Genomic DNA, 19,651 nt, shown 5'->3' with positions numbered 1-19,651 from the left:
TCAGGGTTGGCATCACCTATACCCCCGCGCCTGCAGATCGAACAACTGCGCATAACGCCCGCCAGCCGCCATCAGGCTGGCGTGGTCGCCGCGCTCCAGCACCCTGCCCTGATCCAGCACGACAATATGCTCGGCATTGCGCACGCTGGAAAAGCGGTGGCTGATCAACAGCGTCATACGTCCGCGCGCATATTTGCGAAAGTGTTCGAACACCGCCGCTTCGGCGCTGGCGTCGAGTGCCGCCGTGGGCTCGTCCAGAATGAGAATGTCAGCCTCACGGCGCATATAGGCCCGCGACAAGGCGATCTTCTGCCATTGCCCGCCCGACAGCTCCTGCCCTCCCGCAAACCAACGGCCCAATTGCGTGCCATAGCCCTGGGCCAGGCCTTCGATAAAGGGCGCCGCCATGCCCTGCTCCGCAGCTTCCTGCCAGCGCTGGTGATCGTCGAACGCGCGCACATCGCCCACACCGAGGTTCTCGCCGACCGAAAACTGATAGCGAATGTAATCCTGGAAGATCACCCCGATGCGCTCACGCAGCGCGGCTTCATCCCAACTTTGCAGGTCGCTGCCATCCAACAGGATGCGGCCCTGCTCGGGCTGATAAAGACGGGTGATCAGCTTGATCAGCGTGGTCTTGCCCGAACCGTTTTCGCCCACCAGCGCTACGCTGCGCCCAGGCGCCAGGTGCAGGTCGATGCCTTCGAGCGTCATGCGTCCGGCACCAGGATAGCGAAACCCCACGCCTTCGAGACGCAGGCCGTCGCCCGGCTTGATCCCCACGGTCAGGCTGCCGCCAACGGTAGTGACCGGCTGCGCCAGATACTCATGCAGATCCGCCAGGTACAAGCCATCTTCGTACAAGCCGCCGATCGCACTCAGACTGCTGCTCACCGCGCTTTGCCCCTGCTTGAACAGCACCAGATACATGGTCATCTGCCCCAGGCTGATATGCCCGCTCACGGTGTCGATCACCACCCAGGCATACGCCAGGTAAAACGCTGCGGTGCCCAGCAACCCGAGGGCGAATCCCCAACTGTCGCGCCGCAAGGTCAGGCGCCGGTCCTCGGCATAGAGCCGGCCATAGGCGTCGCGATAACGTTGCAACAGCAGGGGCGCGAAGCCGAACAGCTTGACCTCCTTGATGTGCGCCTCCTGGGACAGCAGCGCTTCGATATAGCTTTGCCGACGGCTTTCCGGGGCGCGCCGGGTGAACAGGCGGAACGCATCCCCAGAGAAATGCGCCTCGGCAAAAAATACCGGCAGTGCGCCGATCAGCAATATCGCCAGCGCCCAAGGCGAAAAGTGCACCAGCAGCACGGCGAAGCTGATCAGCTGGATCAGGTTCTGCACCAGCCCCAGTGATTTGGTCACCAAAGCCAGTGGCCGCGTCGATGCTTCGCGACGCACGCGCACCAGCTTGTCGTAGAACTCGGAGTTTTCAAACTGCAGCAGCGACAACGTCTGGGCCTTTTCAAGGATCAGCAGATTGACCTTCTGCCCCAACTGCGCGCGCAGCAAGGATTGCTGCACCGACAGCCCCCGTTGCGCGGCCGCCAGCAAGGCCAGCACACCGGCCTCCAGCAACACATATCGCAACACCGGCCACAGCGGTGGGCCTGACGCGCTGGGCGGCAGGGCCATGGAGTGCACCACCGCGTCGACGATACGCTGCCCGACCCAGGCCGCCAGCGCTGGCAACATCCCCGCCACGAGGGTGGCGATGATCAGGCCGATGAACAGCCCGCGTGACGTCTGCCACACCAGGCCCATGGCCCGCGCCGCTTGAACAAAGAAACCCCTGAAGCGTTGGAGCACTGGCATGCGACGATGAGCCTCGCAGTTATAAAGTTGTGTCAGGATATAATCAGCCCAATGATGGTCAGTTAACCCATGAAATTACAGAAAACTTTTCCCCTGCCTTTTTGGTTGCGGCGCGTGTTGCGCCCGCTCCTGGACCCTTATCGCCGGTATCGGCATGCGCGGCTTATTCACGCCGGCCGCATCGTGGTCAGTCTGCTCGCGAGCATTTTGCTGACCACCGGCCTGAACCTGCCCCATGGCGAGTGGGCCTCGGTGACACTGCTGATCGTCATCGGCGGCTTGCAACACCACGGCAACATCGGCAAGAAATCCATCGAGCGCGCCTGGGGTACCTTGATCGGCGCCGGCCTGGGCCTGGCGCTGGTGGCACAGCAGAACTATCTGGGCCTGCCCCTGCTGACCTACGTGCTGATGTGCCTGGCCTGCGGGTTTTTCGCCTATCACGCCATTGGCAAGGGCGGCTACACGGCATTGCTGTCGGCGATTACCCTGTTCATCGTCGCCGGCCATGGCGACAATCCGATGTCCGACGGTTTGTGGCGCACGGTCGATATCCTCATCGGCATCGCCCTGGCGCTGGCGTTCTCCTTCGCGTTGCCGCTGTATGCGGTGTACTCGTGGCGCTACAACCTCGCCAGTGGCTTGCGTGATTGCGCACAGGTGCATGCGCGGCTCATCAACGGCGAATCGGTGAGCAGCGACGAATTGGTCAGGCTCATGAACCGACTCAACGCGACCATGCTGCAACTGCGCTCGCTGATGCCGTCGGTGTCCAAGGAAGTCAAGGTATCCATGACTCAGCTGGACGAGATCCAGCGCTTGTTCCGCATGTGCCTGAGCAGCCTTGAATTGCTCGGCAACCTGCGTCCCAACGTCAATGACGAAGGGGCCATGGCGGTGCTGCGTGACAACCTGCTGGGCGAGCACCGCAAGATTCGTCATCAGTTCATCGCCATGGCGCGCGCCCTGCAGGCGGGCGCCATCGATAGACTGGAACGCCAGATGGATGCCCCGCCACTGCGCGCCGTGCCCGCCGAATGGGTGGGTTATCAGATGATGACCGTGCAGCTGTCGCACACGTTGGATGCCATGCAGGGCAAGCTTGCGCGCACCGCGCGGCGGTGGAAGATCTGAGATAGAGGGCGATTCGAACGGCCTCTATTTCTCCAACCCCAACCGCTGATGCCAGTCGGCGATCGACTCCTTGGGATATTTTTCGAACTGCTGGTCCTTGGGCCCGGCCTGGACCTCGACCCAGGGCGCCTTGGAGTCGAGCAACAAATGGGTATGCTCCGGCGGCACGGGTAGCGGTGTATCGATGGCGCTGGCGAAGGGGTGAATCAGCTCTGGCCATTCAGGGCTGAACAGCCACAACGCACTTGCGCACAGGTGGCAGAAATGCCGCTCGGCGCTACTGGCGTGGCTGCGTTGCTCGCCCTTCTCGCGCATTTTCGCGTGATAGATGCTGATGTTCTTGCGGCCCTGGACCTTGAGGGTCGTCGCATCGCCACCCAGGTTGATGGCATAGCCGCCACCGCCCTGGGTCTTGCGGCAAATCGAGCAGTAGCAGCGTTGATAAGGGTACGGGTGGGCGCTGTCGAGGCTGAAGGTGACGGCGCCGCAATGGCAAGATCCTTCCAGGTGCATGGTGAGGCTCCCGATCGCTGAGTGTTGAAGATAGACACCCGCACGGCGCTGACGGTTTCCTCGGATGTGCCGCACTACTGACGCAGATAGCGACCGCTGCAGGCAACCGCCAGTAGCAACGGGATCAACACGCCGATGGCCAGCGACAAACTGCTGAGGTGGGAAATCAAGCCGATCGCCGCTGGCCCCATGAGAATCCCCGCGTAGCCCAACGAGGTCATCGCCGGAATGGCCGCGCTCTGCGGCATGCTGGTCTGCCGCCCGACTGCGGTGTAGAGCACCGGCACGATGTTCGAGCATCCTGCCCCGACCAAGGCATAGCCCAGCAGCGCCGCCGGCCAGGCCGGTACCCATAGCGAAATCGCGATACCAGCGGCAGCACAGGCACCGCCGAGGATGGTCACCCGCGCCCCACCGAGGCGGTTGACGATGGCATCGCCCGTCAGCCGGCCCACGGTCATGGTTGCGGCGAAGGCGGCATAGCCGAGGCCTGCATAGCTGGCGTCCATGTGCCGCTGCGACACCAGAAATACCGCGCTCCAGTCCAGCATCGCACCCTCGGTGAGGAATACGATGAAGCACAGCACGCTGAGGAACAGCACGATGCCGTGAGGCACGGCGAACAACGGTCCGTCGCTGGCACTGCCAAACGGCAGCAGATGCGCTGCTGCGCGATAAAGCGCCACCAGCAATACCGCCACTACTACCAGGATGGCGATCAGCGGCGTCAGGCCTGCGCTGAGCAGCCCCGTCACGCCCGCTGCCCCGATGATCCCGCCGAGGCTGAACAACCCGTGAAAGCCCGACATCATGGCCCGCTCGCTGGCCTTCTCGACGATGATCGCCTGGATATTGATCGCGCAGTCGAGCATTCCCATGGCGGCGCCAAACACCAGCACCGCCGCCACCAATGCCGACAGGTTGGAAACACTGGCCAGCAGCGGCAGCATCAGGCAGACCAACAACCCGGCGACGCTGATCACTCGGCGGCAACCCAGCCGTGCCGTCAGGTAGCCGGCCAGGGGCATGGCCAGAATGGAGCCACCGCCCAGACACAGCAGCACCAGGCCCAAGGTTCCATCGTCGATGCCAACGCGCTGCTTGGCCAACGGCACCAGCGGCGCCCAACTGGACATGGAAAAACCGGTGACGAAAAACGCCACGCGGGTAGAAAACTGTTCGCGTTTGCCGGGCAACGCCCGTGAATGGGAGGTCGTAGAGGACATGAGTCAGCCTTGACAGCAGTGACGCTCACCAGCGCCACGATGGAAAAAATGCAGGAGGCAGCATCGATCTGTAGCGAGAGGCTTGCCCCCTACGAGTGATGGGCATAAGCGCCCGCCACGCGCAATCAATACCCAGCGCGCAGCTCAATCGCTACAGATGACTACCTTCCTGTGGAGCAAATAAACCAGAGAACAACGCCGGATATTATCGTGTTGTTCATCAACAGTGGCCGAACTTGCGCGGCCCAGAACGATCAGTCACTGAGGTAACGACCACAAAGGCCCTCCCCGTGTTCAGTCTGAAACGTAACCTCGCGTTGTTGGCAATACTCCTCTTTAGTACCCATTTACTGGCCGCCGCACCGGCCGCCCCCGCCGCCGCGCCAGCTCCGGCCACGAGCGCTACAGACAAGACCGCAGCGGCCGAAGATGACAGATCCGCGTTGGTGCAGGGTGGCTTGCTGGGTGCTATCACCACAGGGCTGGACACCGTGCAGGATCAACTGTCGATCGACAACAACGTCCTGGACGCCTGGCGGTTGCGCACTGATCGTGCCGCTGACGAAGTCGACACCTTGATCAGCAAACACTCAAATCGCCCGTTCACCCGTTTGGTGGCGGATTTTTTCATCCTGACCTTGAGCTGGCTCGCCACCTTCGCAGTCCTGGCCAGCATTGGCCGCTGGCTGCGCAAGCGTGCCGGCAGCTCGAAGTTTTTCCGCGCACGCGTCCGCATACTGGGGCTGCTGGGCTATCTACTGGCGTGGACTTTACCGGCCATGGCCAGCCTGCCCGTGACTTTGGCAGTGAGCCATCAGCTGGACCTGTCGGTGACCCGTGCCCTTGCCTTGTGCCTGGCCTACTCCACCACCAGCGGGATTTTTTCCACCACCCTGATCCTCTGCGTCATCACCCTCTTCGATGTCGGCCACAAGCACCGCGCTGTGCAGATATTGCGCAATTACGCGCCCCTGCGCCTGTTTGCCATCGGCTTTCTGGCAGCGTTGAGCGATGCCTTCGACAGCCCGCAGATCGCTCGTCAGTTTGGCGGCAACCTGGCCAGTAGCCTGGCGGTGTTCACCGGGCTGGTCGCGACCTTGATGTTCGCCGCCCTGGTGATCCATGTGCGCCGGCCGGTGGCCCACCTGATTCGCAACCGTCCGCTCAAGCAGCGTCACGAACACCGCGCCATCCAGGAGACCCTGCGAATTTTCTCGGGCCTTTGGTACTGGCCGATCCTGTTGATGATTCTGGTTTCGCTGGTGCATTTGATCGGTGCCCAGGAGAACAGCCAGGCCACTCTGCAGCGCGCGTTGATGACGACCGTGCTGCTGGTCAGCGCGGTGTTCGCCAGCACGTTGATGCATCATGTGTTCCGGCCCCATGAACAGGCCGCCGCCGAGCAGATCCGGCCTTACCGCGAGCTGCTGCGCAGCCTGTTGCATGCATTGTCGCGCATCGCCATCGCTGTGGCGTTCATCGAAATCCTCGGGCGCATCTGGGGTGTATCGGTACTGGCCTTCGCCGCCAACAACAGCTTCGGCCGGGCCATCAGTAATTCGCTGAGCAGCATCGGCCTGATCCTGCTGGTGACCTGGCTGCTGTGGGTGGTGATCGACACCGCCATTCAGGAAGCCCTCAAACCCGCGGTTGGCAAGCGCAGCACGCGCCAGCCCAGCACACGGGTCAAGACCATCCTGCCCATGATGCGTAACGCGGTAAAGATCGTGCTAGTGGTGATCTGCACCATTACCACCATGGCCAATCTGGGCATCAACGTCGCGCCACTGCTGGCCGGTGCCGGTGTGGTCGGCCTGGCGATCGGCTTCGGCTCCCAGCAACTGGTGCAAGACGTGATCACCGGGCTGTTCATCCTGATCGAAGACACTATCGCCATTGGTGATTGGGTCGTGCTCGACTCCGGCCATGCGGGCACCGTCGAAAGCCTGACCATCCGTACCCTGCGCCTGCGTGACGGCAAAGGCTTCGTGCATTCGGTACCGTTCGGGCAGATCAAGGCCGTCACCAACCAGTCGCGGCAGTTCGCCTATGCGTTCTTCTCGGTGCAAGTCAGCTACGACAGCGATATCGACGAAGCCCTGCAGATCATTCGCGACGTCGGTCAGCAGATCAGCGAAGACTTGCTGCTCAAGAACAACCTGCAAGGGCCGCTGCAAGTATTCGGGGTCGACAAGATGGACCTCAGTGGCATCACCCTCACCGCGCAGTTCCGCACTATTTCCGGCGGCCAGTACGGCGTCAGCCGCTCGTTCAACGAGCGCTTGAAGAAGTCCGTGGATCAAACCGACAAGGTCAATTTCGCGCAGTATTATCCTGGGACCTTGGCGCTGCCGGCGCCGAGCTGAGCCATTGCTGCTCGTCCCAGGTCAACGGAAATCCCGACTGCGCACATCGAGGCCATGCAGCAAGGGTGTCATGTCCTGCAGATGGCCGGCGATCACGTGGCACACCTCGCCCACGCGCTCCAACCGGCCACGCACTTGCAGCAGCTGCGAGCCTACCAGCACGCGGCGCTGGCGTTCGGCCAAATCGCGCCAGACCACCACATTGATCATGCCGAACTCGTCTTCAAGGGTCACGAAGGTCACCCCGCTGGCGGTACCGGGTCGCTGGCGACCGACCACCAGCCCGGTCACGATCACTGGCCGGCCATGTTCGACCTGAGCCAGCGCCTGGGAGCTGCGACAGCGCAGGGGCTCCAGACGAATGCGCAACAGCGCCAACGGGTGCGGGCCCAGGGTCGTACCGACGCTGGCGTAATCGGCGTGCAGGTTTTGCCCTGTGCTGGGCACGGGCAAGGCGACAGGGGCTTCCTGCACGGCGGCCACGTTGGCGAACAGCGGCAACTGCGCCTCGACACTGGCCACCTCCCAGCGCGCCTGATGCCGATGCCCGGCCAGTGCGCGCAAGGCGCTGGCATCGGCCAGACGCTCCAGTGCTGCCGGCTCCAGGCGCGCCCTTGCGGCAAGGTCATTGACGTCAGCGAATGGCTTTTGCGCCCTCGCCCGGGCGATCCGCCGGCCGTCGTCCTCCCTGAAACCCTTGATCATCCGCAAGCCCAGGCGTATGGCCGGCTGCGCTTCACCGTGATCCTCCAGCGAACAATCCCAGTCACTGTGCAACACATCCACAGGGCGCGTCTGGATGCTATGCCTGCGGGCATCCTGCAGCACCTGGTCCGGGCTGTAGAAACCCATGGGCCAGCTGTTGATCAGGGCGCAGGCGAAGATCGCCGGTTCATGGCATTTGAGCCAGCAACTGGCGTAGGTAAGCAAGGCGAAACTGGCCGCATGGGACTCTGGAAAACCATAGTTGCCAAAGCCCTTGATCTGCTCGAAGATGCGCGCCGCGAACGCCTCGGTGTAACCACGGGCGAGCATGCCTTCGGTGAGCCGCAACCGGTGCGGTTCAAGCCCGCCGTGGCGCTTCCAGGCGGCCATCGAGCGGCGCAACTGGTCGGCCTCGCCGGGGGTATAGCCGGCGGCGACGATGGCCATTTCCATGACCTGTTCCTGGAATAGCGGGATACCCAGGGTGCGCTTGAAGACCTTTTCCAGTTCAGGGGACGGATAGTCAACAGCCTCTTCGTTGTTGCGCCGGCGCAGGTACGGATGAACCATGTCGCCCTGGATCGGCCCCGGACGGACGATGGCGACTTCGATCACCAGGTCGTAGAAGGTCCTGGGCTTGAGGCGCGGCAGCATGGCCATCTGCGCCCGCGACTCGATCTGGAACACCCCGACGGTGTCGGCGCGGCTGATCATTTGGTAGGTCTGGGCACATTCTTGAGGCACGCTGGCCAGGTCCAGCCTGAGGCCGCGATAAGCGTGCAGCAGATCGAAGCTGCGCCGCAGGGCACTGAGCATGCCCAGCGCGAGGATGTCGACCTTGAGCAAGCCCACGGCATCCAGATCATCCTTGTCCCACTGGATGACGGTGCGGTCGGCCATGGCGGCATTTTCAACCGGCACCAGAGTGTCCAGCGGATGCTCGGAGATCACGAAACCACCGGGGTGCTGGGACAGGTGCCGGGGGAAGCCGATCAACTCGCCGGTCAGCGCCAGCACTCGGCGCAGCAGCGGACTCTCGGGGTCGAAGCCGGCCTCCTGCAGGCGTTCTACCGGAGGGATGTCATCACTGTAGCGGCCCACGCAATCGGCCAGGGCGTTGACCTGATCGGGCGGCAAGCCCAGCACCCGTGCGACGTCACGCACTGCGCCGGCACCGCGATAGCTGCTGGCCACGGCTGTCAGCGCCGCACGCCCGCGGCCGTAACGCTGGAACACATACTGCAGGACTTCTTCGCGGCGCTCATGCTCGAAATCGACGTCGATGTCCGGCGGCTCGTTGCGCTCGCGCGAGATGAAGCGCTCGAACAGCATGTTCTGATGGACCGGGTCGATGGCGGTGATGCCCAGTGCATAGCAGACCACCGAGTTGGCCGCCGAACCACGACCCTGGCAAAGAATGCTGCGCTCCTTGGCGAAGCGCACGATGTCGTGCACGGTGAGGAAATAACTCTCGTAATGCAGCTCGGTGATGGTCTCGAGCTCTGTCTCGATCTGCTTGCTTACCTTGTCCGCCACGCCCTGCGGCCAGCGCTCCCTGGCGCCGCGCGCGGTCAGTTCGCGCAGCCAGGAACTGGCCGTCTGGCCTTCGGGTACCAATTCGCGTGGGTATTCGTAGCGCAACTGGCCAAGATCGAAGCAGCAACGCCGGGCGATCGTCTGCGTCTGCTGGAGCAATGGCGAAGGATACAACTCGGCCAGCGCCGACAATGGCCGCAGGTGGCGCTCACCGTTGGCGAACAGGCGGTGGCCAGCTTCGGCCACCCGGGTGTGATGACGGATGGCCGTGAGCGTGTCCTGCAGCGCCCGGCGCCCACGGGCATGCATGTGCACATCACCGGTGGCCACGGCCGGCAACCCCAGGCGCAACGCCTGGGCCAGCCAGCGCTGCAGGCGCTCGCCATCCTCGGCGCCTCGGTGCAGGCCGATGCCCAGCCACAGACGGTCGGCAAACAGCGTCTGCAACCACAGGCCGTGGCTGTCATCTGCATCTGCATCGGCGCTCGGCAGCCACAACGCCAGCAAGCCGGACAGGTCAGTCGCTACGAAGTCTTCACGCAAGGAGCAATATTCGCCCTTGGCTGCCCGCCGGCGCGCCAAGGTGATCAACCGACACAGTGCTTGATAGCCTTGCAGGTTTTCGACCAGCAAGACGATCTTCGGCCCTTCATGCAGCTGGATTTCGCTGCCGACAATCAACATCAACTCTACGGCCTGGGCCGCCTGCCAGGCCCGCACGATACCTGCCAGGGTGCATTCGTCGGTGATTGCCAAGGCATTGTAGCCTTGCGCCTTGGCACGCTCGAACAACTCCCGGGCACTCGAAGCGCCGCGCTGAAAACTGAAGTTGGACAGGCAATGCAGCTCGGCATAGGCCGGGGGCGGCACCACAGCCGGGGGTTCGCTGGGCACGGAGGCTTGCCGTGCACGACCGATGCGTTGCAGTGCAACGACGTTCATCCGAACCACCCTTGCAACCACCACTGCTGCGGTGCGGCCACTGGCCGATAGACCCAGGCGCACTGCCCCTCGGGGGTTTGCAGCCGGTAATAATCGCGACGCACATCGGCGCCATCCCACCAGCCGGTCTCGATGCGCTCAGGGCCACTCAGCAACTGCCCGGCGTATTCACTCAATGCTTGAGGCTCGCGCAGCAGCCAGCCAGGCCGCGGGGTGGGTAATGCCTGTGGATAGCCCTGCCCTTGTTCAGCCAACAGCCAGGCACACTCCGGACGATGATCGGCCTGTGCGCACAGCCCCTGCACGGCGGCGTCGCCCAACCTGGCGCGCAAGCGTTCGCGCAACTGCTCCCAGGGCTGGGACTGCTGCGTGCGCTCATCGAAGAGTTCGCGACGGGTCGGCACGAAGCTGGGCAACTGCTCGGCCACCAGCCGCACGCTGCGCACCGGGCACGGCACCTGGACATGCTCGAGGCGCCCGCGGGCCAACTCGAACAACAGGCCCGGATCGCGCTCGGCGGCCAGCAGGCCCACGGGGATGAGGGTATCAGGCTGTTCGGCATGCTCCAGGTGCAGGTTGAAACGCTGCACACCGCCATCGCGCCCCGTCAGGAAAGCACTGAGATCGCCAATCAGGCGCCGCAGCGGAAACAACAAGGCCTGGTGCGATTCCACATCGAAATTGAGCTCAAGGCGGGTATCGAAGCGGTCCGGGGGCACATAGCATTCCAGCGCCATGGGCCGCTGCCCCAGCAAGGTGTCGAGGTGCACCAGCACATCCTTGGCGAAGCGCCGGGCCAGGGTGTCGCGGGGCAATGCCAGGACCTGTTCGACACAGTGCAGGCCCATCCGCACAAAGGCGGTGGACACCTCGGGCGCCAGGCCCACGCGATCGATGGGCATTTGCCCGATATGCGCTTGCAGCATGGCCTCATCCACGACCGCCAGACCATCGTGGACATTGGCCAGCATTCGCGCGGCCATGGGGTTGGGCGCCAGCACGACCCGATGACTGAAGCCCAGGCCCTGCAACTCCTGACGCAAACGAGCCTCGAAGCGCGACCAGGGCCCGAACAGGTTGAAGCCCGACTGCACTTCCAACAGCAGGGCGCGAGGGAAATGCAGGCTGACCTGGGAACTGAAACCATAACCCCAGGCCGCCAGTAGCTGCTGGCAATGATCGATACGCGCCGGGTCATGCTCGGCGCAGGTAAAGCCTTTAGCCAAGGCCTGAGCGGTGCTGAGCAACTGACCTGCCCGCAGCCCCAATGCTTTGGCAGGCGCATTGACGGCCTGCAGCACGCGCCGCTGCGTCGGCCCGCTCAGCAGTACCAGCGGCTGGGTCGGGTCTTCGTGGCGACGCGAAACGTCATCCAGCGCCAACTGCGGCAGGAGAATACAGGCCCAGAGCATGCGCGCCTCACCCCGCCCGATCACAGGCAATGGGTGCAGCGGGCGCTACGCCACCGCGGCATTTGAGGACCCGCCATTGCGGGGGTTGCAGCTCGATCATCAGGCGCAAGGCCGCCGGTGAAGCATTGACGGCGGCCGCTTGAGGCCGGCAGGCAAATGCCAGCGTCTGACCGCTTTCGGCCGCCACCTGCAACCGGCGCAAGGCCTTGTCATCGGCATGCATCGGCCAGCACAACACAGCGCCGCAACTGCCTGAGCGCAAGCATTGCTCGGCGGCCCACAAAGCATCCTTGCCCTCGGCAGCGATCACCGATAAATGCCGCAACTCGACGCCCGCCGCCTGCCAAGCCGGCGCATAGGGCACATGGGGCGGTCCCACCAGGACCACACGTTCGCCACTGGCAGTGAGCCGGGCCAGGGAGGGCCAGAGCAACTGCAGCTCGCCACAGCCATGGGCCGGCAGCAGAAGTTCGCTGAGTGCCGAGGCCGGCCAACCGCCACTGGGCAACACCGCATCGAGGGCTGCATGGCCGGTAGGTTGCTGGCCACTGATCCTGGGGGTGGCGCGGCCTTTCCACAGTCGTCGTTGATCAAGCAACCCCTCGAGACTGGTCACGGCACCCGCCATATGCGCAGCCGAATGGCTTGCCGCAGTGCCTGCCAACGCGCCGATCATCGCCGCACCAATCCGCAAAAAATACCTTCGATGATGAAGTCCTGCCCCGGGCCGACATCAATGGGCGCATAGGCCGGGTTGCGCGGCAACAGGCGAATACCGTCGGCATTCAGCTCGAAGCGCTTGATGGTGACCTCGCCTTCGAGCCGCGCCACCACGATCTGGCCATTGCGCGCCTCGGCCTGGCGCTGCACGCCCACCAGGTCGCCATCGAGGATGCCGTCTTCGATCATCGAGTCGCCCTCGACCCGCAACAGAAAATCCGGGGCGCGGGCGAACATGCGTGGATCGAACAACAAATGATCGTGGACCTGGGCATCCGGCTCGATCGGCCGCCCGGCCGCCACGCGCCCCAGCAAAGGGATCTCCAGTAAAGCGTTGCGCGGGGGTTGATCGAGCAGGCGGATACCCCGCGCCTGGCCAGCCCGTACTTCGATATAGCCGGCCTCCGTCAACGCCACGATGTGCTTGCGGGCCACGCTGCGGGAGGCAAAGCCAAAGGCTTCGGAGATTTCCGCCAGGCTCGGCGACTGCCCCTGATCGTTCAGGCGTTGGCGAATGAATTCGAGAATGGCGCTGCGGCGCTGGGATAAAATAGTCATGGAGTACATTTGTACTCTTTTGCGATTTGATTGACCAGCGCCTTTGGTCGTTCATCGGCAATGATGACGCGCCAGCACCGCCTGGATCACCACTGAGGGGACTACTTGATTGCGTTCGCTGTACCTGAGTAGGTGACAAGTCATGCGGTCAGGGGTGTCAGCCTGGGAGCTGTATCGATTCAGTCATAAAAATACGGTATTGCCCCCCTATTGTCGGTGGCTTACCGGCCGATACGCCCCCTAATGACCACTACACTCGGATCGAGGCTCACTCCCATGTCGCTGCGCAGTATCGGCATCGCTACCCGCGCTACCCTAGGTTTCGGCATCATTGCCGTGCTCGTGCTCTTTCTGGGCATCATGAGCCTGCGACAGATGTCGGAGCTCAACAAGAACGCCATCGACATCGCGCAGAACTGGCTCAAATCCACGCGTATCCTTGGCGAGCTGGCCGACACCACCACGCGCTTCAGGACCATGAGCTACTTCATCCAGGTCAACCGCAGCCAAACCGATATCGACAAGGCCGACGCCCGCATCGAGACCCTCACCCAACAAGTACGCGGCTTGATGGCGGCCTACCAGCCCACCATCAGCAGCCCCGCCGAGCAAGGCCTTTACGATGATCTAAGCAAGGCCCTGAACAGCTACATCGGCGCACAGGACCGCCTGCGTGCGGCGTCCAAGGCCAAGCAGGAGGACGTGATCCCCGGCATGATCAACGGCGACCTGAAAACCTACTCCGATCAGATGTCGCCGGTGCTGGTGAAGCTGATCGAGCTCAACCGCAAAGGCGCCGATGCTGCCGTGATCGACTCGCAATCCGACTACGGTGAAGCCAGGAACCTGGTGATCGGCGTGCTGGTGCTGGTCGCCGCCATGACCGTCCTGCTCGCTATTCTGCTGACGCGCAGCATCGTCGGGCCCTTGAATCGGGCGGTCAAAGTCGCCGAAGACGTGGCCAACAGCGACCTGAGCAAGAACGTCGAGGTCGATGGCGACGACGAGGTGTCGCGTCTGCAACAGGCCTTGAGCACCATGCAAGGCAACCTGCGCAGCACCATCCAGCGTATCTCCGGCTCTGCTACACAGCTGGCCTCGGCCGCCGAAGAGCTCAACGCCGTGACCGAAGAAGGCTCGCGCGGCCTGCAGCAGCAGAACAACGAAATCGACATGGCGGCCACTGCGGTCAATGAAATGACCGCCGCCGTGGAAGAAGTCGCCAGCAACGCCGTGACCACCTCCGAGGCCTCGCAGCAATCCTCGTCCGCCGCCTTGCAAGGTCAGCAGCGGGTCAGCGCCACGGTCAGCGCGATCTCGCAGATGAACCAGGATGTCGAAGCCACCTCCGAGCAGGTCCGCAAGCTGGCCGGACAGACCCGCGACATCGGCAAGGTGCTGGAAGTGATCCGCGCCATCGCCGAACAGACCAACCTGCTGGCGCTCAACGCCGCCATTGAAGCGGCCCGTGCCGGTGAAGCCGGGCGCGGCTTCGCAGTGGTGGCCGATGAAGTACGAGCCTTGGCGCATCGTACGCAGCAGTCGACCCAGGAAATCGAAACCATGGTCAGCGGCATTCAACAAGGCAGCACCCAGGCGGTGACGGCCATGGAAAACAGCAGCAGCAAGGCGCAGAGCACGCTGGAAACCGCTCGCGGCGCCGGCGATGCCCTGGAAGAGATCACCCGCAGCATCAACGAGATTTCCCAGCGCAACCTGGTGATCGCCAGTGCGGCCGAAGAGCAGGCTCAGGTCGCCCGCGAAGTCGACCGCAATCTGGTGAATATTCGCGACCTGTCGATGCAGAGCTCGGCCGGTGCCCATCAGACCACCGCCGCCAGCCAGGAGCTGTCGCGCCTGGCGCTGGATCTGAGCCAGATGGTCAATACCTTCAAGGTGTGATCGGCCCTCGGCAGCGAGGGGGCTTGCCCCGTAAATATTCGCCCTATGCATTGCCTGCGGCTGAAGAATTTTCGCGGGCAAGGCCCCTCGCTACAGACATGGCCGCGCTCTGTTAGGATAACCGTCCCTTGTTTTCCATGACGGATCCGCGCCCATGCTTGCTGCGTTGCTGTTCGACCTCGATGGCACCCTGACCAATTCCGACACCCTGCACCTGGTGGCTATTCAGCAGTTGCTGCTGGAAGAAGATGGCCGCTCGTTCACCGAGCATGAATTCGAACAACACTGCGCTGGCCGCGCCAATGCGCAGATGTGCATGAACCTGTTCCCACAGCGCAGCATCACCGAACACCAGGCCTTCGCCGATCGCAAGGAAGCGCGGTTTCGCCAGCTGGCGACGCAGCTGGAGCCTATCCCTGGCGCCACCCGCTTGCTCGATTACGCCGAGCAGCACGGCATCGGCATGGTGGTGGTCACCAATGCACCGCGGGCCAACGCTGATCACATGCTTGCTGCTCTGGGCTTCAGCGAACGGCTGGCACGCGTGGTGGTGGCCGAGGAGCTGCCTCATGCCAAGCCGCATCCGCTGCCCTACCTCACCGGGCTTGAAAAGCTCAAGGCAGAAGCCCACGTGGGCATCGCGTTCGAGGATTCGATCCCCGGTCTGACGGCCGCCAAGGCCGCAGGCATCTTTACCGTGGCACTGGCGACGACTCAAAGCCCTGCCGCGCTGCAGGCCGCAGGCGCGGATCTGGTGATCGATGACTACAACGACCCGCGCTTGTGGGCGCATATCGAGCAGATGCACAGTGCCTGAAAAGGCGCTGTAGCGACGGTGCCTGGCGCGAAAATAGCGCGTCAGGCACCTGCGTAGTGGCAGATGCAATATCGCAGGCAGCCACCTCGATACACTGCACCAGTTACAAACGCATGCCCACCGCCAACCGATTGAAGGCGTTCATCAACGACACGGCAAATGTCAGGTCGGAAATTTCCGCATCGGTGAACAACGCTTTCAAAGGTTCAAACAGCTCATCCGGGGCGCCCTGCCCCGACACATGGGTCAGCGCCTCGGCCCATGCCAGCGCCGCTCGCTCGCGCGGGTCGAACAGCGCGCTGATCCGCCAGCCCGCCAGGCAATCGAGTTTGCGCTGGGCCATGCCGCTGTCGCGCAAGGCCTTGGCATGCATCTCCAGGCAGAAGGCACAGCCGTTGATCTGCGACACCCGCAAGTACACCAGCTCCACCAGAGGCAGGCCCAGTGGGCTGTCGGTCAAGGCTTGGCTGGTGTCCAGCAGGCCTTGGTAGGCGGCGGGCGAAAGGGTCGAAAACGGCAAGCGCAGCTGGCTCATGGTGAAGCTCCGGTTGGTAGAAAGTGTGCTCACTCTAGAGCGCCTATGGCCTATGCTGTAGAGCCAAGAATCGTCATAACGACTAGGCCATAGCCCCATGCCCAGCTCTGCGGACCTGCCGGTCTACCGTCAACTCTATCTGCGCTTTCGCCAATCGATCGCCGAAGGCCGTCTGCGTCCCGGCGACCGGTTGCCCTCAGTGCGCGCCCTGGCCGCCGAGTTGAACCTGGCGCGTGGCACGGTGGACAGCGCCTACCAGCTGTTGATCGGTGAAGGCTACCTGCTGGCGCGCGGGCCTGCGGGCACTGTGGTGTCCCCGCAGTTGCAGGCCAGCGCGCAAACCCTGGCGCCGTCGCTGCCACCTGCTGCGATGCCGTCGCTGATGCATGGCGGTGGCGCGCCCCTGGCCTTGCAGATGGGCCTGCCGGCACTGGACCTGTTCCCGCGCAAGGCCTGGAACCGCCTGGCCAGCCGCGAACTGCGTCGCAGCGGCATCGACGGCCTGGTCTATCCCGATGCCCGCGGGCTGCCGCCCTTGCGCACGGCGGTGGCCAGTTACCTGGGGATTTCGCGCGGGATCGTCTGTGCACCCGAGCAGGTGTTCATCGGCGCCGGCTATCGCGCCTGTCTGCAGTTGATCTGCACCGCCGTGCTGCAACGTGGCGATCGCTGCTGGTTCGAAGATCCGGGGTATTTCATGGCGCGCCGGGTGCTCGAAGCCGCCGACATCGAGCTCATACCGGTTCGCGTCGACGCCCATGGCCTGGACATCGACGCGGGCCTGCAAGCGGCCCCCCAAGCCCGCTGCGCGCTGGTCACGCCCACGCACCAGAGTCCTCTGGGCGTGTCGCTGTCGCTGCCGCGACGCCAGGCTCTGCTGGACTGGGCCAACCGCCAGGGCAGCTGGATCATCGAAGACGACTACGACAGCGAATACCGCTACCACGGCCGCCCATTGCCAGCGCTCAAAAGCCTTGATCGCGAGGGCCGGGTGCTCTATTGCGGGACTTTCAGCAAGGTATTGATGCCGGGCCTGCGCCTGGCCTATCTGGTCGTGCCGCCAGCCCAGGTCGAGCGCTTTTCCGCGGTCGCAGACGCCTTGCACAACCATTGCCCGCAACTGTTGCAGGCGACCGTGGCGAGGTTTATGGAGGACGGGCACTTCGCCCGCCATCTGAACAAGACCCGCAGCCTTTATGCCCAACGCCGTCAAGGCCTGAGCGACGCTTTGCAGCGCGAGTTCGGTGCACAGTTGCAGATCGACGCTCAGGCCGGCGGCATGCACCTGCTCGCACGCTTGCCTGCCGGGACTGACGATCAGGCCATCGTGGCAGCGGCGCGCAAGGTGGGGTTGTCGATGGAGCCGTTGTCGACCTGGTATTTGCACGCACCGCCCTGCCCCGGGCTGCTGATGGGCTTTACCAACGTCGCCGATGCGGTACAGGCCAGCGATGTAGCTGCGCGACTGCGTAGCGTTTTGTAAGATAGGCGGCCATTCAACCGGAGGAGACTTTCATGGGTGCCATGCCATCCGCTGTGCGTTGCGTCGTGCTGTCGATCGGAGTCGCTATGGCAGGCAATGCGCTGGCCGGCGAAGAGTCTCAACTGGTCGAATCCATCAATGCCTACCGCAGCCAGCCGCAGCGTTGTGGCGAAAGCGCCTCGCCGGAATTGCCGCCGCTGTCGGCGGACCCGCGCCTGGTGCTGCCGGCCAGCGGTGTCGGCGACCTGCAACAGGCCATGACCAAAGCCGCCTACCCGATGGTCAATGTGCAGGCCATCAGCCTGTCCGGGCCGCGCGATGCCGCGTCGGCGATGACCGCCATTCAGCAGACCTTCTGCAAAGTGGTACTCGATCCACAATTCGTCGACATCGGCGTCAGTCGCCAGGACCGCGACTGGCGCATCGTCCTGGCGCGGCCGCTGCTCAGCGCGCGGCTGGGGGATTCGGCCAGCGAAGGCCAACAGCTTCTGAACCTGGTCAACAGTGCCCGCGCCCAGCCCCATCAGTGTGGCGCTCAACCGTTCAACGCCACCGGCCCGCTGACCTGGAACGCTCAACTGGCCAGCGCCGCCGACGGTCACAGCCGTGACATGGCCAACAAGAACTACTTCGATCACAAGGATCGCGACGGCTACATGCCCGGCGACCGCGCCGAATTGGCCGGCTACGTGCCCAAGGAAATCGGTGAGAACATCGCCGCAGGCCAGGACAGCGCCCGCAAGGTAGTCGACGCCTGGCTGGCCAGCCCGGGACACTGCGCCAACCTGATGAATCCGCGGGTCAATGAGTTGGGGGCCGGGTATGCCACAGACCCGAAAAGCGATGCCGGGATCTACTGGACGGCGATGATGGGGGCGCAATAGGTGATGGGCAGAATCAGCCGTGGCTGAACATGCCCGTGCGGTACAGCCGCACGGCTGCGAGTGCCATGCCGATGCAGAACGCCTCGATGCCATAGGCCGTCCGAGCCGCCGCGCCCAACACTCCTCCTGGCCCAATCCGCAAATCCCGACCATAGTTGAAGGCTCGCCCACCCTCGCTCACGGAGTGCTGCATGGAACGTCTCACCGCCAAAGACTTCGCCCCTGAACTGCTGGAGCTCTACGACTACTACGCCCATGGCAGGATCAACCGTCGGCAATTTCTCGATCGCGCGGCAGCCTTTACCGTAGCCGGCATGAGTGCCAGCGCTCTGTTGACCTCGCTCAGTCCCGACTATGCACTGGCCGAGCAGGTAGCCTTTACCGATCCGGACATCGTCGCCGAATACATCACCTACCCCTCGCCCAAAGGCAACGGCCAGGTGCGCGGCTACCTGGTGCGGCCGGCCAAGCCCAGTGGCAAGGTTGGCGGTGTGGTGGTGGTGCATGAAAACCGTGGACTCAACCCCTATATCGAAGACGTCGCCCGGCGCGTGGCCAAGGCTGGCTTCATCGCCCTGGCACCCGACGGCCTGACCTCGGTGGGCGGCTACCCAGGTAACGACGACAAGGGCCGCGAGCTGCAGGAAAAAGTCGACCCAGGCAAGCTGATGAACGATTTCTTCGCGGCCATCGAGTGGTTGATGCAGCATGACGCCAGCACCGGCAAGGTCGGCATCACCGGCTTCTGCTATGGCGGTGGCGTGGCCAATGCGGCGGCGGTGGCGTACCCGGAACTGGCCGCGGCGGTGCCCTTTTACGGCCGTCAGCCGGATGCCAAAGACGTCGCCCGCATCAAGGCGCCCCTGCTGCTGCATTACGGCGAACTCGACACGCGCATCAACGAAGGCTGGCCTGCCTACGAAAAAGCCCTCAAGGCCGATGGCAAGACATACGAGGCGTTTATCTATCCGGGCTGCAATCACGGCTTTCACAACGATTCGACACCCCGCTACGACAAAGCCGCAGCGGAACTGGCGTGGAATCGCACGATTGCCTGGTTCAAGCGCTATCTGGCTTGAGGCGCGGCACCTGAG

General features: G+C 63.6%; 16 protein-coding genes. 7 read left to right on the top strand and 9 right to left on the bottom strand.

Going from position 1 to position 19,651, the window contains the following annotated elements; translation table 11 throughout:
• Positions 1-12 precede the first annotated feature (12 nt).
• On the bottom strand, positions 13-1,824 hold the full coding sequence (locus tag REH34_RS28840) for an ABC transporter ATP-binding protein (protein ID WP_311970131.1): 1,812 nt from the start codon (positions 1,822-1,824) through the stop codon (positions 13-15).
• 69 nt (positions 1,825-1,893) lie between these two features.
• Between REH34_RS28840 and REH34_RS28835 the strand changes: the two genes are divergently transcribed.
• Positions 1,894-2,958: an FUSC family protein gene (locus tag REH34_RS28835; RefSeq protein WP_311970130.1), complete on the top strand. Its 1,065-nt coding sequence runs from the start codon at positions 1,894-1,896 to the stop codon at positions 2,956-2,958.
• Positions 2,959-2,982: 24 nt separating this feature from the next.
• Here the strand turns inward: REH34_RS28835 and REH34_RS28830 are convergent, their stop codons facing one another.
• Positions 2,983-3,471 carry a GFA family protein gene (locus REH34_RS28830; protein WP_226502477.1) on the bottom strand — a complete coding sequence of 163 codons (489 nt, stop codon included), beginning with the start codon at positions 3,469-3,471 and terminating at the stop codon, positions 2,983-2,985.
• Positions 3,472-3,545: 74 nt separating this feature from the next.
• Positions 3,546-4,697, bottom strand: a complete 1,152-nt coding sequence (locus REH34_RS28825; RefSeq protein ID WP_226502476.1) for an MFS transporter — start codon at positions 4,695-4,697, stop codon at positions 3,546-3,548.
• Positions 4,698-4,987: 290 nt separating this feature from the next.
• Here REH34_RS28825 and REH34_RS28820 point away from each other — a divergent pair, with 290 nt between their 5' ends.
• A complete protein-coding gene (locus REH34_RS28820) occupies positions 4,988-7,063 on the top strand; it encodes a mechanosensitive ion channel family protein (RefSeq protein WP_311970129.1) in 2,076 nt (691 codons plus the stop codon).
• Between the two features lie 21 nt (positions 7,064-7,084).
• Here REH34_RS28820 and REH34_RS28815 read toward each other — a convergent pair whose 3' ends face one another.
• Genes REH34_RS28815 through lexA form a run of 4 tightly spaced genes read right to left on the bottom strand, consistent with a single transcriptional unit; the run spans position 7,085 to position 12,945 of the window.
• On the bottom strand, positions 7,085-10,246 hold the full coding sequence (locus tag REH34_RS28815; RefSeq protein WP_311970128.1) for an error-prone DNA polymerase: 3,162 nt from the start codon (positions 10,244-10,246) through the stop codon (positions 7,085-7,087).
• Positions 10,243-11,658, bottom strand: a complete 1,416-nt coding sequence (locus REH34_RS28810) for a DNA polymerase Y family protein (protein ID WP_311970127.1) — start codon at positions 11,656-11,658, stop codon at positions 10,243-10,245. Before REH34_RS28810 ends, REH34_RS28815 begins: the two co-directional genes overlap by 4 nt.
• A gap of 7 nt (positions 11,659-11,665) precedes the next feature.
• Positions 11,666-12,286, bottom strand: a complete 621-nt coding sequence (gene imuA, locus REH34_RS28805; RefSeq protein WP_311972182.1) for a translesion DNA synthesis-associated protein ImuA — start codon at positions 12,284-12,286, stop codon at positions 11,666-11,668.
• A gap of 44 nt (positions 12,287-12,330) precedes the next feature.
• Positions 12,331-12,945, bottom strand: a complete 615-nt coding sequence (gene lexA, locus REH34_RS28800) for a transcriptional repressor LexA (RefSeq protein WP_311970126.1) — start codon at positions 12,943-12,945, stop codon at positions 12,331-12,333.
• Between the two features lie 267 nt (positions 12,946-13,212).
• Here lexA and REH34_RS28795 point away from each other — a divergent pair, with 267 nt between their 5' ends.
• The gene (locus REH34_RS28795) at positions 13,213-14,838 is read left to right on the top strand and encodes a methyl-accepting chemotaxis protein (protein WP_311970125.1); all 1,626 of its coding nucleotides are present in this window, start codon (positions 13,213-13,215) and stop codon (positions 14,836-14,838) included.
• Between the two features lie 154 nt (positions 14,839-14,992).
• Positions 14,993-15,655 carry an HAD-IA family hydrolase gene (locus tag REH34_RS28790; RefSeq protein ID WP_311970124.1) on the top strand — a complete coding sequence of 221 codons (663 nt, stop codon included), beginning with the start codon at positions 14,993-14,995 and terminating at the stop codon, positions 15,653-15,655.
• 103 nt (positions 15,656-15,758) lie between these two features.
• Here REH34_RS28790 and REH34_RS28785 read toward each other — a convergent pair whose 3' ends face one another.
• The gene (locus REH34_RS28785) at positions 15,759-16,190 is read right to left on the bottom strand and encodes a carboxymuconolactone decarboxylase family protein (RefSeq protein WP_311970123.1); all 432 of its coding nucleotides are present in this window, start codon (positions 16,188-16,190) and stop codon (positions 15,759-15,761) included.
• 97 nt (positions 16,191-16,287) lie between these two features.
• Between REH34_RS28785 and REH34_RS28780 the strand changes: the two genes are divergently transcribed.
• Entirely contained in the window at positions 16,288-17,673 is a 1,386-nt protein-coding gene (locus tag REH34_RS28780; protein WP_311970122.1) for a PLP-dependent aminotransferase family protein, read from the top strand.
• A gap of 32 nt (positions 17,674-17,705) precedes the next feature.
• Entirely contained in the window at positions 17,706-18,557 is an 852-nt protein-coding gene (locus REH34_RS28775) for a CAP domain-containing protein (RefSeq protein WP_311970121.1), read from the top strand.
• Between the two features lie 13 nt (positions 18,558-18,570).
• Here REH34_RS28775 and REH34_RS28770 read toward each other — a convergent pair whose 3' ends face one another.
• Positions 18,571-18,750 carry a hypothetical protein gene (locus tag REH34_RS28770; protein ID WP_311970120.1) on the bottom strand — a complete coding sequence of 60 codons (180 nt, stop codon included), beginning with the start codon at positions 18,748-18,750 and terminating at the stop codon, positions 18,571-18,573.
• Between REH34_RS28770 and yghX the strand changes: the two genes are divergently transcribed.
• Complete coding sequence (gene yghX / locus REH34_RS28765) at positions 18,749-19,636, top strand: YghX family hydrolase (protein WP_311970119.1); 888 nt, start codon at positions 18,749-18,751, stop codon at positions 19,634-19,636. The genes REH34_RS28770 and yghX overlap by 2 nt on opposite strands.
• Positions 19,637-19,651 lie beyond the last annotated feature (15 nt).

The organism is Pseudomonas baltica, assembly GCF_031880315.1.
GTDB lineage: Bacteria > Pseudomonadota > Gammaproteobacteria > Pseudomonadales > Pseudomonadaceae > Aquipseudomonas.
Note: the sequence above shows the minus strand (reverse complement) of the source record. Positions and strands in the feature narration are given on the sequence as shown.